Raw genomic sequence first — 17,837 nt, forward strand, 5'->3', positions numbered from 1 at the left:
GTGAACTCAGGCGCGGCGCGCCTGCATGCCCAGCCGGGCCAGCATGTCCATGTCGGCGGCCACGTCGGGGTTGCCGGTGGTGAGCAGCTTCTCGCCATAAAAGATCGAGTTGGCACCACCCAGGAAACACAGGGCCTGCACCGCTTCGCTCATCTGCTGGCGCCCGGCAGAGAGGCGCACTCGGGCACGCGGCATGGTGATGCGCGCCACCGCGATGGTGCGCACGAACTCCAGCGGGTCCAGGTCGGGCTGGTCGGCCAGCGGCGTGCCCTGCACCTTCACCAGGTTGTTGATCGGCACCGACTCGGGGTAGTCGGGTGCGAGGTTGGCGAGCTGGGCCACGAGCGCGGCGCGCTGGCGACGCGACTCGCCCATGCCCACGATGCCGCCGCAGCAGACCTTGACGCCCGCGCCACGCACGCGCTCCAGCGTGTCCAGACGGTCCTGGTAGTCGCGCGTGGTGATCACCTCGCCGTAGAAGTCGGGCGCGCTGTCCAGGTTGTGGTTGTAGTAATCCAGGCCCGCGTCGCGCAGGGTTTCGGCGTGGCCTTCGTTGAGCATGCCCAAGGTGGCGCAGGCCTCCAGACCTTCTTCTTTCACGGCGCGCACGAGTTCGGCCACGGCATCCACGTCGCGGTCTTTCGGCGCGCGCCAGGCAGCGCCCATGCAGAAGCGCGTGGCGCCCGCCTGCTTCGCGCGCTGCGCGGCTTCGCGCACGGCGGCCACGCCCATGAGCTTGCCGGCTTCCAGGCCGGTGTCGAAATGCACCGACTGCGGGCAGTAGCCACAGTCTTCAGGACAGCCGCCGGTCTTCACCGACAGCAGCGTGGCCAGCTCCACTTCGGTCGGGTCGAAGTGTTCACGGTGCACCGTTTGCGCGCGGAACAGCAGTTCGGAAAACGGCAGGTCGAACAGCGCGGCCACATCGTCGACCGACCAGCGTTCGGTGGTCGCGGTTGCAACAGAAGGGCGTGGCACGAGGCGCACAGGTTGTTCGTTCAGGGTCGTCGTGGTCATGGTTCTCTTCTTTCGGGAACAGGGTCAATCTTCGATGCCGCGTTGGGCGGGAATGCCCGCCTTGAACGCATGCTTCACCAGAGTCATCTCGGTCACGGTGTCGGCCAGCTCGATGATCTCGGGCGGGCAGCGCCGCCCGGTGATGACCACATGCACGTGGCGCGGGCGATCACGCAAGGTCTGCAACACGTCATCAAGCGGCAACCAGCCGTAGATCAGCGGGTAGGTCAGCTCGTCGAGCGTAACCATGAAGTACTCACCCCCGAGGATAGCCGCACGCGCTTTCTGCCAGCCGTCGCGCGCCAACTGGGCGGAATGCTCCAGGTCCTGGCTCTTCCAGCTGAAGCCGTCGCCCAAACCTTCGATCGGCAGACCGAGCTGCTCGAAGATGCGATGTTCACCAAAACGCGCAGAGGGCACTTTCATGAACTGAAATATTTTCACCAGCTTGCCGTGCACGTGCGTGCGGCCAAACGCGCGCAAAGCCAGGCCAAAGGCCGCTGTGCTCTTGCCCTTGCCGTCGCCGGTGTGAACGATGACCAGACCACGCCGCTCGCCCTCGGGTTTGTCGTAGCGCTTGTCGGTGGGCGGTGTTTCGATCTGCATGGTCGGTCTCCAGTCAAAAATGGTTCAACGGGGCAGCGCGACCCACTGGTCACCCAGCGGATGGATCGCGACGCGGTGGTCAAAAACTTCCTCCAGCGCCAGGTGGGTGGCCTTATCGTCGCAAGCGCCCTGGTGGACCACCCGGCCGTGCGCCATCACCACCATCTGGTCGGCGTGCAGCGCCATGCCGATCTCGTGCAGCACGCTCACCACGGTCTTGCCACGTGTGACCAGTTCGCGCACGAGCAGCAACCAGTCGGCCTGGTGAGGTGGGTCCAGGTTGGCCAGGGGTTCGTCCATCAGCATCACGTCGGCTTGCACCGCCAGCAGGCGCGCGAGCAGCACACGCTGGCGCTCGCCGCCCGAGAGCGCGCCCAGAGACCGCTCGCGCCAGTCCCAGGCCTGGGTGGCGCGCAGCGCCTGCTCCACGGCAACGCGGTCAGCGTGCGAGGACGGGGCCAACCAAGGCTGGTGAGGCAAGCGACCCAGCATGGCCACGTCCCACACGCTGAGGTCGTCGGCGCCCTGCTCGCCCTGCCCCAGCCACGCCAGGCAGCGTGCGCGTTCGCGGCCGCGCCATTGCGCGAGCGGGCGGTCCAGCAGCTGCACCTGGCCGCTGTGCGGCAGCAAGCCGGCCAGCGCCTTGAGCATGGTTGACTTGCCTGCGCCATTGGGGCCAACCACGCTGGTCCAGCGCGCGGCGGGCAAGGCCACGTCGATGCCGTGCAGCACGGGCGTGCCGCCCAGCGACACCCCAATGCCGCGGGCTTGCAGCGCAACGGGCGTTCGCAACACCTCCGTGCTGCGCACTGCGGTGCGAGCGCCTTCGGGCGGCCGGGCGGCGGGCGTTCGCAACACCTCCGTGCTGCGCACTGCGGTGCGAGCGCCTTCGGGCGGCCGGGCGGCGCTCACAACCCACCCCCCGGCCGGCGGCGCCGGTGCATCAACCACAGCAGGTAGCTGCCGCCGAGCACGGCGGTGAGCACGCCCACAGGCAGTTCCTGCGGCGCGATGATCCAGCGCGCCAGCACGTCGGCGGCCATCAGCAGCAGACCACCCATGAGCGCGCTGAGCACCACCAGCCGGCCGTGCGTGGTTTTGACGATGGAGCGCACCAGGTGCGGTGACGCCAGGCCCACAAAGGCAATGAGGCCGGTCTGCGCCACGGCCGCGCCGGTGGCCAGCGCCAGCACCGCCACGAGCACGCCGCGCACGGCCGCCAGCGGCAGACCCAGGCTCAGTGCCGTGGCCTCGCCCAGGGCCAGTCCATCGAGCACACGGCCCAGCATGGCGGCCACCAGCAAGGCCACCAGCAGCATGGCCGCCATCACGCCGCACGCGGCCCAGCCCACGAATCCGGTGCTGCCCAGCATGAAGCCCTGCATGGCCTGCAGGGTGTCGGGCGAGGCGATGGTGACCAGGTCGCGCCCGGCGCCCAGCACCACCCCCACGATCACGCCGGCCAACAGCAGCCGCAACGTGTGCTGCACACCCTTGGCCAGCGCCAGCGTGAGCACCACGCCGACCACCGCGCCTGCGAAGGCCGCGCTGGTCAGGCCCAGCCGCACCAGCCACTGCGTGGCAAACGGCGAGGCGCCAAACAAGGCCAGCGCCAAAGCCACACCGAGTGCCGCGCCCGAGGCACTGCCCAGCAAGTAGGGGTCGGCCAGCGGGTTGCGAAACAGGCCCTGCGCCACCGCACCGGCCAGCCCGAGCAGGCCACCCGCCACCCAGGCGCCCAGGGTGCGGGGCAGGCGGATGTCCCAGAGGATCTGCCACGCCACCGGATCGCCGCGAGCATTCAGCACGCTGTCAAACCCGGTGCTGCCCACGCCGGCGCCCAGCAGCAGCACGGCCGCTGCCGCGAGCAGCAGCGCCATGCCGAGCCAGAGACTGTGGCGTGCTCCGCTCACGGCAATCCCTTGGACGTGATGCAGCGCGCCATCACACGAGCAGCCTCGGCCATGCGTGGGCCGGGACGCACGAGCACGTCGGACTCGGCTTCGGTGAACACGCACACGCGTTGCTCGCGCAAAGCACGCATGCCGCGCCAACCGGGGCGCTGATCCATGCCCTGCACATTGCGCGAGCCGATCATGATGAGGTCGGGGTTGGCGCGCACCACGTACTCGGGGTTGATGCGCGGGAACGGGCCGAGATCGGGCGTGATGATGTTCTGCACCCCCAGGCGCGCCATCATTTCGCCAATGAACGACTGCGTGCCGGCCGCATAGCCGCCGGTGCTCACCTCGTAGTACACCCGCAGCGAACGCGCCCCGGGCGGCAGCGACTGCGCCGCGGCCGCCACACCGGCGTCGATGGCGCGCCAGATGCGATCGGCATCGGGCACTTCCAGCAACTGGCCCAGCTTGCCCATGACGCGCTGCGCATCGGCCGAGTTTTTGGGCTCCATCGCCAGCACCTTGAGGCCCAGCGCCTCCAGCCGTTGCACGCCGCGCGACGAGGTGGCCATCAGCACCACGTCGGGCCTGAGCGCCACGATGGCCTCGATGTTGGGATCGATACCGCCACCCGCCTTTGGCAGGCCGCGCACGAACGCGGGGTGGTTCGAATACCGGTCCACGCCCACCAGGCGCTCGCATCGACCCAGCTCACACACGGTCTCGGTGAGCGAAGGCAGCAGCGAGACAATGCGTTGCGGCGACTGTGCCAGCGTCACGGTCACGCCGCGGTCATCGGTCAGCTGGATGCCGGCTGCGTGCAGCGCGCCCACCCATACCAGGAGTGCAGCCGCGCTCAACCAGCGCCCGAAGGCAAGGTGTTTCATGCGGATTCTTTCAAGGTCAACGGCAGGCCGGCGGCCATGAGCGTGACGCGAGCGCAGGCGCCCGCCACGGACTGGTTCAGGCCACCGAGCGCATCCACGAAATCACGCACCTCGCGCCCCATGGGGATCACGCCCAGACCGATTTCGTTGCCCACCAGCACCACCGGCCCCTTGGCCTGTTCGATCGCGCGGCACAGCGCTTTCGTCGGAACCTCGGCGTCCAGCGGCGCGCCCTGCGCCGGCATGAGCAGATTGGTGAGCCACAGCGTGAGGCAGTCCACCACCACCAGGGTGTGTGGCGAGCTGTGCCGCTGAAGCTCCTCGGCCAGTGCCACAGGTTCTTCAACCGTGACCATGCCGGGCACACGCACCGCGCGATCGCGCTGGTGGCGTGCGATGCGTTCGCGCATCTCGTCATCCCAGGCCTGGCCGGTGGCGACCAGCACCGCGCGGTGCGCCACGGTGGCATCCAGCCATTGCCGCGCGATCAGCTCGGCGCGGCGCGATTTGCCGCTCTTCTGGCCGCCAAGGATGAATTCGCTGCGCGCAACGTCAACCATGAACGTTCATCCAGTCGGTGACGATGCGGTGCATCTGCGCCACGCCGTCGGTGAGCGCAGCCGGCCCGGGCTGCAGGATGTCGGCCGACTTGATCTCGAACAGTTGCCCGGTCTTCACCGCGGCCACGTCCTGCCAGCCGGCGCGCGCGGCGACCTTCTCGGGCCGGAACTTCTTGCCGCACCAGGAGCCGATGACGATGTCGGGATTGCGGCGCACGATCTCGGCGCCGTCCGCAATGATGCGGTTCTTGCCCAGCGACTGCGTGGCCAGCTCGGGGAAACAGTCGTCACCGCCAGCAATGCCCAGCAGCTCCGAGACCCAGCGGATGCCACTGATGTGCGGCTCATCCCACTCTTCAAAAAACACGCGGGGGCGGCGCTTGCCCTGCACCTGCAGCGCCAGCACCGACTGGCGAATGCCATCGAGCTGCGCCCGGTTGGCCGCGATCCAGGCCAGCCCCGCATCGGCACAGTCCACCATGGCCGCCACCTGGAACAGCATGGAATGGATCTCCTCCACGCTGCGCTGGTTGAACACCGTCACCTGCACGCCGGCGCGGATCAGCAAGGCCGCGATGTCGGCCTGCAGATCGGAAAAGCCGAACACGCAGTCCGGCTGCAACGCCAGGATCTTGTCGATCTTCGCGCTGAGAAAAGCGCTGACCTTGGGCTTCTCTTCCCGCGCCCGGCGCGGGCGCACCGTATAGCCCGAGATGCCGACGATGCGGCTCTCCTGCCCGAGCAGGTAGAGCCACTCGGTGGTCTCTTCGGTGAGACAGACGATGCGCTGCGGACCCAGGGTGGCGGCGTTCATGGCGATATCAGAACGACACCCGCAAGGCGGCGGTGAAGGTCCGACCGGCTTCGGGGTAGATCGACGAGGTCTGCCCGCCCACACAGCCGAACGCCTGGGTGTAGAAATCGCGATCGAACAGGTTGTTCACACCGAACGACAATTCCATGTTCTTCACCTGCACGGCATAGCGCGCATCCGCCGTGGTGTAGGCCGGCATGCGGCAGACATTGGCGAAATCGGGATGCTGCGAACCGACGAAGTTCACGCCGCCGCTGACGCGGTGGCCGGCCAGCGGCACCCAGTCAGCGCGCAATGCCAGGGTGCGACGCGGCGCGAGTGGCACGTCCATGCCACTGTTGGGGCCTTCCCGGAAGGTGGAGCGCCGCAAGGCCAGCCGCGCACCCAGCGAAAGCGTGTTGCTCAGCTTCCAGTCACCATCGACCTCCAGCCCCTGACGGCGGGTCGGGTCGAAGTTGACGTTCGCACCCAGACCAAACGGACCCGGCGCAGTGCGGTCGTAGCCGATCTCGTCGGTGAGGTTGCTGCGGTACAGGCGCGCTTCGAGCTTGTAGGCACCCTCGGCCCAGCGCATCCCGGCTTCCAGGTCGCGAGAGGTCTGCGGACGGATCATCACCGCCGGATTCGTGAAACTGAACTCATCCACGTTGGCCAGGCGGAAGCTGTTGCCCACGCGGCCCCACACCGTCGTGGTGGTGCTCAGCGGCTGGCTCAGACCCAGCTCCCACGCCGTTTCGCGCTCGGACAGGTTGACCGGCGCGAAACCGTCGTCAACGCGCTTGTCGAGCTCTTCCGTGCGCACGCCAGCGGACAAGCGCGTGCCGCTGGCCATGGTGAAATCGTCCTTGAGGTACCAGCCGCGTGCCGTCTGGTCGGCCACCGAACCGAAGGCCCCCTGCACCACGCGGTCCCACTCGCCACGGTCGTGCCCGATCACCAGCGCGTTGCGCGCTGCGCCCCATTGGCTGGTGTGGCGCGCCTTGAGCGCCAGCTGGTGCGACTCCACCTCGTAGGCATACACGGAGGTCGGACGCACGCTGGTGAGCGACTTGTCGCGCGAACCCGCATCCATCCCGAGCTGCCAGTTGCCCAGCATGGCTTCTGCAAACACGCCGCTGCGTTCGTTGCGGATGCTGGCGTGGTTGCTGGGCTGGGTGGTCTGGCGCGGGTTCGCCGCGTACTGAGCCGCGGTCAGCGAACCCGGCAGGCCGGTGTCCAGGGCATCGCGGTCGTGGCGCAGGCCCAGTCGCAACGCGTCGTTGGACCATTGGGCCGTGAAACCGGCACCATCGGTTTCCGAACGGAAGTTGTCCCGGTGGTTGTCGGTCTCGCGCCGCTGGCCGTGCAGATCAAGCGAGAAACCGCCGCTGGCCACGGTGGCATTGGCGCGCAGTTCCCGCAGGTCGTTGCTGCCCACGGCGCCGTACAGCGTGGCGCTGTTGCGACGCGCCGAGCCGTTGCCCGCCTTGGTGGTGATGACGATCACGCCGCCGGTGGCACCTTCTCCGTACAGCACCGAACCGCTGCCACGCAACACCTCGATGCGCTCGATCGCATCGATGGGAATCCCGGCAAGGCGGGTACCACCCAGATCAGCTTCATTGAGGCGCACACCGTCGAGCACCACCACCTGGTTGCTGTCAGACGTCGCGCCGAACCCGCGCAGGTCCAGTGCGTAGTCACCACCACCGTAAGAGTCTTGTCGGCCCGGCACGCCCAGCAGTTTCATCACCGCTTCGTTGACGGTGGTGACACCAGCCGCTCGAATCTGGTCGGCCGTGATGACGCTCACCCCCATCGGCAGCGAGGTCAGCGTTTCATTGAAACGCGTGGCGGTGACCACGGTCTCGGGCAGCTCACTCGAAGCGGCGGTTTGGGCGTGGGAAGGCAGCGCGGCCAGAACGGCCAGCGGCAGCGCGGCCAGGGGCGCGCGCAAGATGCAGTTTTTCATGTTGAAGAAACAAGAGACAAAGCTCTCACCGCCTTCCCCGACGGTGCCTGAGCGTCACGGCGGCGCGCCCGTTGTCAGACACACCACCACCTTGTTGGCCGGTATCCGGGCTGACAGAACAACCTTCATCGCCTTCCCAGATGGCAACGTCCCGTTGGGGCATGCTCTCCAGTGGCTGCGTGATGAAAGCGGAGTGGCCTGATCTGCGTCAGGTCTCTCGTCTGCTTACCGTTGCGGGGGCAGCGCAGGTTAGGTTCGTCCTTGTGGACTCTCCCTCCTGCTTCCCGTTGAACTGCGGCATGTGAACCACACCGCGAGCACCAACAGGCGGCATTCTAATCCGCGCCGGCTTAGGGCAACCCTACAATGCGAAAACTGCGAGTCCCCACCATGGCCGATCCCAAGCACCTTGACCAGATCACCGAGCGTGTCGAACGCCTGCTGTTGCGGCACGAAGAACTGCAGCGCACCAACGCCCTGCTGGTCGAGCAGGTGCACACGCTGCAGGCCGAGCGCGACTCACTCAAGTCCCGCCTGATGGCCGCGCGCGCGCGCATCGATGCGCTGCTGGAGCGCCTCGCACCCAGCCACATCGACCCGGCCAGTGCCCAGTCCGACAACCACAAGGACCGAGCATGAGCGCCGTACTTGAGTCAGCTCGCACTGCAGTGCAAAGCACGGAGGTTTTCCAATGAACAAGCCAGGCAGCAAGCAGATCGAGGTTCAGATCATGGGCCAGAGTTATCTGCTCTCGTGCCCGCCCGGTGGCGAGTCGTCGCTGCTCGACGCGGTCGAACGCGTGGACACCGCCATGTGCCGCATCCGCGATGCGGGCAAGGTGAAAGCACGCGACCGCATCGCCGTGCTGGCCTCGCTCAATCTGGCGTTCGAACTCTCGCAGAAGGAAGCCGAGAGTTTCCAGGCTTCGTCATTTGGCCAGCCCGACAACAGCGCGTTTGCCGAGGCCGGTGGCGCCTTCGACCACGAGCCCCTGGACCCGCAAACCCAGGCCCGCGTTGATGAACTCATGCGCCGTCTGGACCAGACACTCGACAAGGACGGCCGGTTGCTCTGACACCGTCCGTCACTGCGCCCTCTTTTCTTTTCCGCTGGCCCGCACGGGCCTCGCGCAGCACCTACAATTTCCCTGTCTGCAGTGCGCGCCGGGCTTTATATTTCCTTGAACCAATGCTCATAGAGCCCGGGCTTGGTACATTGCGTGGCTGGCGTGAGCGTCTCGCGTCAGACGATCCCAAAGCCACGCTGCCCTTGCCCACCTGAACCCCGGTTCAGGATGCCGGTCCGGCGGCACTTGCAGACACCTTTCATGCCTTTCGATCCCCTGTTGATTCTTGAATTGGCCGTGCTCGGCCTGGGTACCGGTTTTCTGGCCGGCTTGCTTGGAATCGGTGGAGGCATGCTCATGGTGCCCTTCATCACCTTCATTCTCTCGGCTCGGGGTGTGGAGGCTGACCTCGCCGTCAAGATGGCCATCGCCACCTCCATGGCCACCATCATCTTCACCTCCATCTCCAGCGTGCGTGCGCACCACAAGCGCGGAGCCGTGCGCTGGGACATCGTCAAGGGCCTTGCACCGGGCATCGTGCTGGGTTCGATGATCGCCAGCCTGGGTGTGTTCGCCTTGCTCAAGGGCAGTTGGCTCGCCTTCTTCTTCGCCGGCTTCGTGAGCTTCTCGGCCACACAGATGCTGCTGGACAAAAAACCCAAACCCACGCGCACCATCCCCGGCACCCCCGGCCTGCTCGGCGCGGGCGGCGTGATCGGTTTCCTCTCCGGCCTGGTCGGTGCGGGCGGTGGCTTCGTCAGCGTGCCCTTCATGACCTGGTGCAACGTGACCATCCACAACGCGGTGGCCACCAGCGCAGCGCTCGGATTCCCCATCGCACTGGCCAACGCCGTGGGCTACATCATTGCGGGGCAGAACGTGCAGAACCTGCCCGCAGGCGCGGTGGGCTACATCTACCTGCCCGCACTGGTGGTGATCGCTTGCGTGAGTGTGCTGATGGCGCCGCTGGGCGTTAAGGCAGCGCACGCGCTGCCGGTGAAGACGCTCAAGCGCGTGTTCGCCGGCCTGCTCTACATGCTGGCCGCCTACATGCTCTACAAAGGGTTGACGGCCTAGGGGGAGCCCCCACGCTCCGCCGCTGCGCGGGTCGCTGCCCCCCGAGGGGTCTGGCCTTGCTTGGGGCGGCCCTGCGCCGCGGCCCGCTCAGCTCATCGCTCGGTCGGCCACCACGATGCCGTCTTCGTCGGCATAGAGCCAGTCCCCCGGTCTCACCCACACACCCTGGATCTGCACCGCCACATCGCGCTGGCCTTCGTTGCGCTTCTCGGTGGGCAGCGGCATGGATGCCAGCGCGCGGATGCCGGTCTGGCTGGTCACGAGTTCGGCCACGTCACGCACACAGCCATCGATCACCACACCGGCCCAGCCATTGCGCGCAGCCGCTGCGCCCAGGTTGCCGCCCAACAAGGCGCGGCGCAGCGAGCCGCCACCATCGACCACCAGCACACGGCCCTCGCCCGCGCTGTCCACCGCCGCCTTCACCAACGAGTTGTCTTCGAAGCATTTGACGGTGACCACCGGTCCGCAGAAACGGCGCACCGCACCAAAATCGCGGAACACCGGCGGCAGCACGCGAAAGGCGCCAGAGGTCTCGTTCTTGTGTGCATCGCACAGATCGCAGGTCGCAAATGGTGGTGTGTTGGTCATGGTATTTCCTGTCGAAAACTGAAGCGCGGACTGTGAGCAAAACAGCGCCGCATTTGAGCAGATGCGCCTGCACGCCGCGCCGCTGGCGGCTCTGCGTGCGTCGAAGTGTTGTTTTCCCCGCCAAAATGCAGCTTCCTCCCTCTGAAAACGAAGAAAAAACCGCGTCGCCCACCTTGGATTGCAAGTGCATCTCCATTAGCATCCGAGACACCAGTGTGAAAGCGCGTTTTCCACTGGGGACAAGTCAAACTTCTAGAAGGAAATTCAACCATGGCAACTGCGAAAAAAGCTCCCGCTAAAAAAGCGGCCCCGGCCAAGAAGGCTACTGCTCCGGCAAAGAAGGCCGCTCCGGCCAAGAAAGCCGCTGCACCTGCCAAGAAGGCTGCTCCTGCGAAGAAAGCTGCTCCGGCCAAAAAAGCCGCTCCAGCCAAGAAAGCTGCACCCACCAAGAAGGCAGCACCTGCCAAGAAGCGCACCCCCAACGCTGCGTTCATGAAGGCACTGACCCCCAGCGCCGCTCTGGCCGCCATCGTGGGTGCAAGCCCCCTGCCGCGCACCGAAGTCACCAAGAAGATCTGGGAGTACATCAAGAAGAACAAGCTGCAGGACTCGGTGAACCGTCGCATGATCAATGCCGACGCCAAGCTCAAGGAAATCTTCAAGAAGGCCCAGGCCTCCATGTTCGAGATGACCAAGCTGGTCAACGACCACCTGAAGTGATCCTGGCTTTCGCACCCGGTTGGGTGTGATTCCCCCGCAAAGCCGACGCAAGTCGGCTTTGCTGTTTTTGCCATCTCCACAACTGACGCTCGAGAGCAGTTGTGAGAAACTGCAACGCAACCCGCATACCCCCACCGGCATGACAAGCAGCCCCACCCCGAACACCTTGCAGACCCCGGACACAGGGGCTGGGGAGACTGCGCTTGCACTGCCGCAGCAGCGCCACAAGGTGGTGCTGGTGATGGACCTGGTGGAGTCGGTGCGCCTGATGGCCGCCAACGAGGCCGCCGTGGTGAACCAATGGCGCGGCTTCGTGCACCACGCCACCAGCACGGTGCTGCCCGACTGCAAGGGCCGCATGGTCAAGAGCCTGGGCGACGGCATGCTGGTGGAGTTCGACCAGCCCACCGATGCGGTGCGCGCGGCCCTCACGTTGCACAAGTACTTTGCCCCGCTCAACGACACCTTGCCGGTGAACCAGCAGCTGTTTCTTCGGGCCGGGCTGAACGCCACGCACCTGTATGCCGACGAGAACGACGTGTATGGCCACGGCGTGAACCTCGCGGCCCGCGTGGCCGACCTCGCTGCCCCGGGCGAGACCATCATCACCGCCAGCATCTTCGACGGCATCGTGGTCGGCATGGATGCCGAGGTGGAAGACCGCGGCGAAAACTACCTCAAGCATTGGCCCGAACCGGTTCGCACCTGGGCTGTCCATCCCGTGAGTGCGGGGTCGTCCGCGATCCGCGCCCAGGTGCCGGAAGGCACTGCGCTGGACTTCCGCCCTTCAATCGCCGTCGTGCCCTTCGAGACGCGCAGCCACGTCACCGAACAGTTCGTGATTGGCGAACTCATTGCCGACGGCGTCATCGCGCAGCTCGCGCGCAGCCCCGATCTGCGCGTGATCTCCCGCCTGTCCACCACTGCCTTCCGGGGACGCACCTCTTCCGCAGGCGACATCGGTCGACATCTAGAAGCCACGTTTGTGCTGGGCGGCAGCTACGTGACCTACGGCGACAAGGTCGTGATCATGGCGCAGCTCACCGACAACCGCCGCGAAGAAGTGATCTGGGCCGATCGGCTCACAGGCGACGTGCGAGACCTGATGGAAGCCCAGAGTGCACTGCTTGACGCCCTGTGCTCGGCCTGCTCCAAGGCATTGCTGAACGACGTGGTGCAACGCACCCTGGTGCTGCCCTTGCCCCAGCTCGACAGCAACGCCCTTTTGCTCGGTGGCATCACGCTGATGCACCGCTCCACGCCGCGAGACCTGCAACGCAGCCACCAGTTGCTCGAAGCGGTGGTGGAGCGCCACAAGCGCGTGGCTACGCCATGGGCCTGGCTGGCCAAGTGGCACATCATGCAGGTGGTGCAAGGACTCTCGGCCGAACCGGCGCGAGACTTTCAGCGCGCGATCGACACCGCCGACCGCGCACTCGATCTGGAACCTGGCAGTTCGCTGGCCATGGCCATCAAAGGCCATGCGCTGTGCCACCTCGGTGAAGACGTGGACACATCGCGCCGACTGCTGCAGGAAGCCACGCAGAGCAACCCGAACGACCCTATGGCCTGGCTGTACAACAGCGTGTGGTCGACGATGTGGGGAAATGCAGAAGATTCGGTGATGGAGACCGAAAACGCTCTGCATCTCTCGCCGCTGGATCCCCAGAAGTACTACTTCGAGATGATGTTGGCCACCAGCTACCTGGCCGTAGGGCAGTTGGCTCGATCGATCGAAATGGGTCAGTCGTCTTTGAAGAAGAACAGATATCACTTACCGACCATTCGAACCCTGCTGATCGCGCAGTACGAATTCGGTGCGGAGTCTGACGCGATTCAGACCTTTCAATTGCTCAGATCGCTTCAACCCGATCTCACGGTGTCGAAATACCTTGCCTCCGGAAAACAAAGTCCCCTGAGAAGAAAAGGGGCGAAAGTCCTGGCGGCTCTCGGTATGCCCAACTAACAATTTCAAGGAGTAGTCATGAGCGGTGGCCTGAGCGGGGGTTTGAGTGGCGGTTTGAGCGGGGGCCTCAGCGGCGGCCTCAGCGGTGGGTTGAGCGGCGGGCTCAGTGGAGGTTTGAGCGGCGGGCTCGGCACTGCGGTGGTGTCGGCCGACGCCCTGCTCCTGAGTCGCGCAGCGATCGTGGGACCCTTCGTTGGGGCCACTTTGCATGTCAGCGAGCCTGCTTTCGACAAGCCCGACAACCTCAGGCTTTGGGCCGATGGCCCCCGCGTTGAAGCTTGTTTCACCGAACTCGTCGAGGGACTGCTCTTCAAAACGCGAAATGGTCCCAAGGAGGCGGTGCTGGAGTTTGCCAATCTGCAGTCCAACAACATCCAGCGCAAGCCCTTGGTGCACATGCGTGCACCGACCAAGGCGCAGTTCAAGAAGCAGCTCGATCTGGTAGCGGCTTACGCCGACTTGCGCGCCGACCGGGCCGCGGAAATCGTGGATCAACGCACTCCGCCGATCGCATTCTTTTCGTCCGTGATCGGCCTCACGGCGCACCGCCACAAGAAGACGCTGCAGCTGATCGACCTCGTGTTCTCGTTGTGTGTTTTCGTCGAGATGCGCTTCAAGCACATTTTCGCGAGCGTCCGCCCAGTGGCCTTCTCGCCGCAGATCCAACCCATGATCGAAACACCGGGGCACGGCAGTTGGCCCAGCGGCCACGCCACCGAAGCCTTCGCGATGGCAGTGTTGCTCGAAGCACTGCTCAATGCCGCGCCCGGTGCCGGCACGCCCCCCAACGGCACGGAAAGCCGCGAACAATTGCAGCGCCTGGCCGCGCGCATCGCGGTCAACCGCACCGTGGCAGGCCTGCACTTCCCGGTGGACAGTGCAGCAGGTCGCCTGCTCGGCACCGCCCTGGCCGAGTTTCTGGTAGCGCGGGCCACCGGCACCAAGGTGCACGAGCGCGGTTTCGACGGCCGCCTGTTCGAAGGCCCCAATGGCGAACCGCTGGACTTCAGCCTGCACCAGTCGATGGACCACACCAGCGGCCACGCCTACACCCGATCGGCGAGCACCACGGGTGTGGGCAACGCACCCCTGGTTGCCTGGCTCTGGGGGGAAGCGCTCAAGGAGTGGGCATGAGCACAGCGCCGGGCCGCTCCCAAGCAAGCTCGCACCGCAGCCCGCAAGGCGAAGGTACCTCAGTGAGCGGCGCAAGCTGGTCGCCCCTGCCCACAGGCGAATTCACCGGCATCCACTGGAGTGCGCCTGGCGCGATTGACGGGCAAGACCCCTACCTGGCCTGGGCCGAAGCCGACAAGTTCGCCGGCTACCGCGGCAAGCCCAAAGGCAAGCCGCCGAAGTGGCTGCCCATCGTCATCGAGCTCACTGCACCTGCCGATGTTCCGGCGCTGGTGGCTGCCTCCAGCACGAAGTGGCTGCAGATACCGCGCGTGTACCTCAATCTGCCTGCGCTGCGCTTTTGCACGGCGCACGTGAAGCCCAAGTTTTTTCAGCGGCTGCGCTCCGATCCGCAACTGCGCGGCCTGATCCAGCGCCTGGAACTCGGCCTGCCGGTGGGCCACCACACGCAGCCGATCCACGACCCCTGCACGCCCGGCGCACATCCCGTCAACGCACCCGATCGCCTGAACGGAAAGGTATTGGGCCTGATCGATGGCGGACTGGCCTTTGCCAACCAGGTCTTCCTCAACGCCAAAGGCCGCCCACGGGTAAAACACTTCTGGCGCCAGGACGACACGCAGGATGGCAACTGGCCGGGCAACGAACCGCACCACCAGACACCGCTGGATCCAGCTCGCGCCGGCCCCCGACCACGCGACATGGGCTACGGCCACGAACTCTCGGGCGCTGCGATCAACAAAGCCATGGCGGACCACACGCACCATGGCCGGCTGGACGAAGACGCGCTTTATGAGCACCTCCAGCTGTGGGACCTGAGCAAACCCGTCAACCACGGCACACACGTGATGAGCCTGGCCTGCGGCTCGGGCAACCTGCTGCAACTCCGGGACGACGAGGCCAGTCGCTGCGACCTGATCGCGGTGCAGCTGGACTGGTCCAACGTGCTCGATACGTCTGGCGGCGCGATGAACGTGAGCGTGCTCGACGCACTCATGTACATCCTGGCGCGCTGCACGCCCCAAGCCCAACTGGTGGTGAACATCAGCTGGGGCACGTTGGCCGGCCCGCACGACGGCAGCTCCATCCTGGAGGCTGCTATGGACCAGCTGATCGATCTGTGCGAGGGACGTCTGCAGGTGACCGTGCCCGCGGGCAACGCCTACCAGAGCCGCACCCACGCCAACGACACGCTCGCACCGGGCGCATCGGTGCCCTTGCACTGGCGTGTGCAGCCCGACGACCGCACGCAGAGTTTTCTGGAGATCTGGCTGCCCGACGATGCGCAAGGTATCGAGATCAGCGTGACACCACCCGGCCATGCGCAAGCCTTGCCGCCGCTGCGCAAAGGCGCGTCGGGCCTGTGGCTGGGGGCCGACGGCCTGCCGATGTGCGGCCTGATCTTTCCGAACGACTCGGCGCTGGGCATCGGCAGCACCTGCGCCCTGCTGGCGCTGGCGCCCACCTTCAGCCGCAGTGCCAAGGCAGTCACCGCACCGCTTGGCTCATGGCAAGTGACGTTGACCAACACCGGCACCGAGCCCGTGGTGTTCGATGCCTATGTGGAGCGGGACGACGTGGCGCTGGGTCAGAACACCGGCGCGCGGCAGTCCTACTTTGAAGACGCGTGGTACGACACCAGCGGCAACATCGGCAGCTTCGTGGACCACCCGGGCAACCCCACGCCCATCCGGCGCAGCGGCACCTTCAACAGCCTGTCGACCGGGCAGAACACGGTGAGCGTGGGCGGCCTTCGCCAGCACGCATCGCCCAGCGGGCACTTTGCGCTGTACTCCCCGCGCAAGCCCGACCCGGACGCCAGCCGGCCGCAACGCCCCGGCGTGAAAAAGGTGCCCGACACACTGGCCGCGAGCGACACCAACCCCGCCTTGTGGGGCGTGCTGGGTGCCGGCAGCCTCAGCGGCAGCGTGGTGCGGCTGGCGGGCACCAGCTCCGCTGCGCCGCAGGAGGCGCGCCGCCTGATCAATGGCGCTTGAGTGCCAGAACTCTCCAACCGGGAACACCGCGGAACCGGCTTTGCCGGGCCGCAGGTGTTGCCCCCTGGGGGGAAGCGCCGAAGGCGCATCGGGGGGAGCACTACCAGCGGGCCGGCAAGGTCTTGAGCAGCCAGATCCAGCGCTCGCGCACGGCGATGTAACCGCCGGTCTCCAGGTCTTTCAGCAAGCGGCTCACCATCTCGCGTGAGCACGCCAGGTGTTGAGCCATCTGCTGGTGGGTCAGACGCTCCTTGAGCGCGCGTTCACCCCGCTCGTTGGGGATCTGCGCCAGGGTGTTGAGCAAGCGGACCAGGCGTCCATACACGTCTATCAGCGCCACGCTGCGCGCGCTTTCGGTGGCCAGTCGGGCGCGGCGGATCAGGCGCGCCATGAGTTCCAGCGCAAATTCGGGGTGCTCGGCGATGTACGCCAGCAAGGTGGTGCGGGTCACCACCGAACAGGTGCTGGGCTCGGCGGCCTCCACGTTGGCCGAGCGGGGCCCGCCATCGAGCGACATCTCGCCCACGTACTCCAGTGGACCGTAGAGGCCCAACGTGAGTTCGCGGCCGTTGTTGTCCGACAGGAAAGCCCGCAGGCGGCCCTGCAGCACGATGTACAGCGTGTCGCCGGTCTCGCCTTCCTGGATCAGAAGCGTGCCGCGCCGGTAGCGGCGCTGTACACCTTGCGAGGCCAGCGCTTCAATGTGTTGGTTGGGATGGGCAAATACAGAGGCGGAAGGTATGACTGGCATCCATGCTCACGGGTGGATTGACTCCGCGGCATTGTGGGGCATCGGCATCACGATGCGCAAGGCGGGCACAACCGGCGGCAGGCTGTTGATGCGCTGCAGCAGCCGGCGGATGCTGGCCGAGCCCGCCTTCTCGCGCAAGGTCTTGATCTGGCTGCGGATGGTGGACGAGGCCACGCCGTGCTCGGACGCGATTTCCGGGATCTCCAGGCCGCGGCACAAACCCATGAGCACCGCTTCTTCGCTCGGGCTCAGACCAATGGTGCGGGCAAACATGCGCACCGCCAGGTTGTCGCAGGTGCTCTGACGCGACAGCATCACCAGCACGGTGGGCGGGTCGGCTTCTAGCGGGTGACTCAGGGGTGTGAAGGTCATGGCGAGCTCACGCTCACCCTTGTTGAGCAGCGCCAGTCGGCGCTGGCCGCGAAACGCAGCCTCCATGGCCAGTTGCATCTGGGCGGTGAACTCGGCGTTGCTGCCCAGCAGCGTGTTGCCGTACGACATGAGCATGCGTCCGCTGGCGAGTTCGTGCCGCGCCAGGTGGTTGGCATGCAGGATCGTTCCCTGCGCGTCGATGATCAGCATGCCGTAGTCGACCTCATCGAGCACACGCAGCAGGTGTGCGCGTCCCATGGAGGGCTGACCTGGCACCCCGCCCAGCTCGTGAAACTCGGATAGCTTGGTTGCACCGGTTGCTTGCCACATGGCCACTCTCCTTTGATTGGATAAGACCAGTCTAGGCAGGCAGTGCCTCCAGAGGGTGTATGGGAGTGCCAGGGGCTTTGTGATCTATTCACCAAAT

The 17,837-nt window shown here is 66.0% G+C and carries 18 protein-coding genes, 1 other RNA gene and 1 riboswitch; of the genes, 8 read left to right on the forward strand and 11 right to left on the reverse strand.

The annotated features are described in order from the left end of the window. Positions 1-6 precede the first annotated feature (6 nt). The 8 genes from bioB to ASE11_RS21820 form a co-directional block, all read right to left on the reverse strand. On the reverse strand, positions 7-1,002 hold the full coding sequence (bioB, locus tag ASE11_RS21785) for a biotin synthase BioB (RefSeq protein WP_414842478.1): 996 nt from the start codon (positions 1,000-1,002) through the stop codon (positions 7-9). Between the two features lie 39 nt (positions 1,003-1,041). Next, complete coding sequence (gene cobO, locus ASE11_RS21790) at positions 1,042-1,623, reverse strand: cob(I)yrinic acid a,c-diamide adenosyltransferase (protein WP_056276727.1); 582 nt, start codon at positions 1,621-1,623, stop codon at positions 1,042-1,044. A 24-nt stretch (positions 1,624-1,647) separates the two neighbouring features. Beyond that, complete coding sequence (locus ASE11_RS21795) at positions 1,648-2,415, reverse strand: ABC transporter ATP-binding protein (protein WP_414842479.1); 768 nt, start codon at positions 2,413-2,415, stop codon at positions 1,648-1,650. Positions 2,416-2,531: 116 nt separating this feature from the next. Then, positions 2,532-3,503 (reverse strand): FecCD family ABC transporter permease, encoded by a 972-nt coding sequence (locus ASE11_RS21800; protein ID WP_056276730.1) that lies wholly within the window; start codon positions 3,501-3,503, stop codon positions 2,532-2,534. A 29-nt stretch (positions 3,504-3,532) separates the two neighbouring features. Further along, on the reverse strand, positions 3,533-4,411 hold the full coding sequence (locus ASE11_RS21805; protein ID WP_056276733.1) for an ABC transporter substrate-binding protein: 879 nt from the start codon (positions 4,409-4,411) through the stop codon (positions 3,533-3,535). Next, complete coding sequence (locus ASE11_RS21810; RefSeq protein WP_056276736.1) at positions 4,408-4,971, reverse strand: bifunctional adenosylcobinamide kinase/adenosylcobinamide-phosphate guanylyltransferase; 564 nt, start codon at positions 4,969-4,971, stop codon at positions 4,408-4,410. The genes ASE11_RS21805 and ASE11_RS21810 overlap by 4 nt, the downstream gene beginning before the upstream one ends. Further along, positions 4,964-5,785: an ABC transporter substrate-binding protein gene (locus ASE11_RS21815; protein WP_056276740.1), complete on the reverse strand. Its 822-nt coding sequence runs from the start codon at positions 5,783-5,785 to the stop codon at positions 4,964-4,966. The genes ASE11_RS21810 and ASE11_RS21815 overlap by 8 nt, the downstream gene beginning before the upstream one ends. A gap of 7 nt (positions 5,786-5,792) precedes the next feature. Then, positions 5,793-7,736, reverse strand: coding sequence for a TonB-dependent receptor (locus ASE11_RS21820; protein WP_056276745.1), 1,944 nt, complete (start codon positions 7,734-7,736; stop codon positions 5,793-5,795). Between the two features lie 78 nt (positions 7,737-7,814). Then, positions 7,815-8,076, reverse strand: a riboswitch (cobalamin riboswitch). A 50-nt stretch (positions 8,077-8,126) separates the two neighbouring features. Between ASE11_RS21820 and ASE11_RS21825 the strand changes: the two genes are divergently transcribed. The 4 genes from ASE11_RS21825 to ASE11_RS21835 all read left to right on the forward strand — a co-directional run bounded on the left by ASE11_RS21825 (position 8,127) and on the right by ASE11_RS21835 (position 9,879). Then, entirely contained in the window at positions 8,127-8,375 is a 249-nt protein-coding gene (locus ASE11_RS21825; RefSeq protein WP_056276748.1) for a hypothetical protein, read from the forward strand. Positions 8,376-8,427: 52 nt separating this feature from the next. Further along, positions 8,428-8,811: a cell division protein ZapA gene (locus tag ASE11_RS21830; RefSeq protein WP_056276750.1), complete on the forward strand. Its 384-nt coding sequence runs from the start codon at positions 8,428-8,430 to the stop codon at positions 8,809-8,811. Between the two features lie 70 nt (positions 8,812-8,881). Continuing rightward, a non-coding RNA gene (ssrS, locus tag ASE11_RS25590) (6S RNA) lies at positions 8,882-9,061 on the forward strand. Positions 9,062-9,063: 2 nt separating this feature from the next. Continuing rightward, entirely contained in the window at positions 9,064-9,879 is an 816-nt protein-coding gene (locus ASE11_RS21835) for a sulfite exporter TauE/SafE family protein (protein WP_056276753.1), read from the forward strand. A gap of 87 nt (positions 9,880-9,966) precedes the next feature. Here ASE11_RS21835 and rraA read toward each other — a convergent pair whose 3' ends face one another. After that, a complete protein-coding gene (rraA, locus tag ASE11_RS21840) occupies positions 9,967-10,470 on the reverse strand; it encodes a ribonuclease E activity regulator RraA (RefSeq protein ID WP_056276755.1) in 504 nt (167 codons plus the stop codon). A 270-nt stretch (positions 10,471-10,740) separates the two neighbouring features. On the opposite strand from rraA, the gene ASE11_RS21845 reads away from it, so the two are divergent. The 4 genes from ASE11_RS21845 (at position 10,741) to ASE11_RS21860 (ending at position 16,287) form a co-directional block, all read left to right on the forward strand. After that, the gene (locus ASE11_RS21845) at positions 10,741-11,190 is read left to right on the forward strand and encodes an SWIB/MDM2 domain-containing protein (RefSeq protein ID WP_056276758.1); all 450 of its coding nucleotides are present in this window, start codon (positions 10,741-10,743) and stop codon (positions 11,188-11,190) included. A 139-nt stretch (positions 11,191-11,329) separates the two neighbouring features. Next, the gene (locus ASE11_RS21850) at positions 11,330-13,156 is read left to right on the forward strand and encodes an adenylate/guanylate cyclase domain-containing protein (RefSeq protein ID WP_056276761.1); all 1,827 of its coding nucleotides are present in this window, start codon (positions 11,330-11,332) and stop codon (positions 13,154-13,156) included. Between the two features lie 18 nt (positions 13,157-13,174). Further along, the gene (locus ASE11_RS21855) at positions 13,175-14,290 is read left to right on the forward strand and encodes a phosphatase PAP2 family protein (RefSeq protein ID WP_056276764.1); all 1,116 of its coding nucleotides are present in this window, start codon (positions 13,175-13,177) and stop codon (positions 14,288-14,290) included. Beyond that, positions 14,287-16,287, forward strand: coding sequence for a S8 family serine peptidase (locus ASE11_RS21860; protein ID WP_056276766.1), 2,001 nt, complete (start codon positions 14,287-14,289; stop codon positions 16,285-16,287). The genes ASE11_RS21855 and ASE11_RS21860 overlap by 4 nt, the downstream gene beginning before the upstream one ends. A 100-nt stretch (positions 16,288-16,387) precedes the next feature. Here the strand turns inward: ASE11_RS21860 and ASE11_RS21865 are convergent, their stop codons facing one another. Together ASE11_RS21865 and ASE11_RS21870 are read right to left on the reverse strand one after the other, a co-directional pair. Continuing rightward, positions 16,388-17,038 carry a Crp/Fnr family transcriptional regulator gene (locus tag ASE11_RS21865; protein WP_056276769.1) on the reverse strand — a complete coding sequence of 217 codons (651 nt, stop codon included), beginning with the start codon at positions 17,036-17,038 and terminating at the stop codon, positions 16,388-16,390. A 6-nt stretch (positions 17,039-17,044) separates the two neighbouring features. After that, positions 17,045-17,740, reverse strand: a complete 696-nt coding sequence (locus ASE11_RS21870; protein ID WP_056276772.1) for a helix-turn-helix transcriptional regulator — start codon at positions 17,738-17,740, stop codon at positions 17,045-17,047. Between the last annotated feature and the right edge of the window lie 97 nt (positions 17,741-17,837).

This window comes from Hydrogenophaga sp. Root209, from assembly GCF_001428625.1.
Classification (GTDB): Bacteria; Pseudomonadota; Gammaproteobacteria; order Burkholderiales; family Burkholderiaceae_C; genus Hydrogenophaga.

Coding starts and splice junctions, on each gene's coding strand:
- ASE11_RS21850 (WP_056276761.1), top strand. CDS start 11,330: ATGACAAGCAGCCCCACCCCGAACACCTTGCAGACCCCGGACACAGGG.
- ASE11_RS21860 (WP_056276766.1), top strand. CDS start 14,287: ATGAGCACAGCGCCGGGCCGCTCCCAAGCAAGCTCGCACCGCAGCCCG.
- ASE11_RS21820 (WP_056276745.1), bottom strand. CDS start 7,736: ATGAAAAACTGCATCTTGCGCGCGCCCCTGGCCGCGCTGCCGCTGGCC.
- ASE11_RS21865 (WP_056276769.1), bottom strand. CDS start 17,038: ATGCCAGTCATACCTTCCGCCTCTGTATTTGCCCATCCCAACCAACAC.
- ASE11_RS21800 (WP_056276730.1), bottom strand. CDS start 3,503: ATGGCGCTGCTGCTCGCGGCAGCGGCCGTGCTGCTGCTGGGCGCCGGC.
- ASE11_RS21825 (WP_056276748.1), top strand. CDS start 8,127: ATGGCCGATCCCAAGCACCTTGACCAGATCACCGAGCGTGTCGAACGC.
- ASE11_RS21805 (WP_056276733.1), bottom strand. CDS start 4,411: ATGAAACACCTTGCCTTCGGGCGCTGGTTGAGCGCGGCTGCACTCCTG.
- ASE11_RS21845 (WP_056276758.1), top strand. CDS start 10,741: ATGGCAACTGCGAAAAAAGCTCCCGCTAAAAAAGCGGCCCCGGCCAAG.
- ASE11_RS21855 (WP_056276764.1), top strand. CDS start 13,175: ATGAGCGGTGGCCTGAGCGGGGGTTTGAGTGGCGGTTTGAGCGGGGGC.
- ASE11_RS21835 (WP_056276753.1), top strand. CDS start 9,064: ATGCCTTTCGATCCCCTGTTGATTCTTGAATTGGCCGTGCTCGGCCTG.
- ASE11_RS21815 (WP_056276740.1), bottom strand. CDS start 5,785: ATGAACGCCGCCACCCTGGGTCCGCAGCGCATCGTCTGTCTCACCGAA.
- ASE11_RS21870 (WP_056276772.1), bottom strand. CDS start 17,740: ATGTGGCAAGCAACCGGTGCAACCAAGCTATCCGAGTTTCACGAGCTG.
- ASE11_RS21810 (WP_056276736.1), bottom strand. CDS start 4,971: ATGGTTGACGTTGCGCGCAGCGAATTCATCCTTGGCGGCCAGAAGAGC.
- rraA (WP_056276755.1), bottom strand. CDS start 10,470: ATGACCAACACACCACCATTTGCGACCTGCGATCTGTGCGATGCACAC.
- ASE11_RS21830 (WP_056276750.1), top strand. CDS start 8,428: ATGAACAAGCCAGGCAGCAAGCAGATCGAGGTTCAGATCATGGGCCAG.
- cobO (WP_056276727.1), bottom strand. CDS start 1,623: ATGCAGATCGAAACACCGCCCACCGACAAGCGCTACGACAAACCCGAG.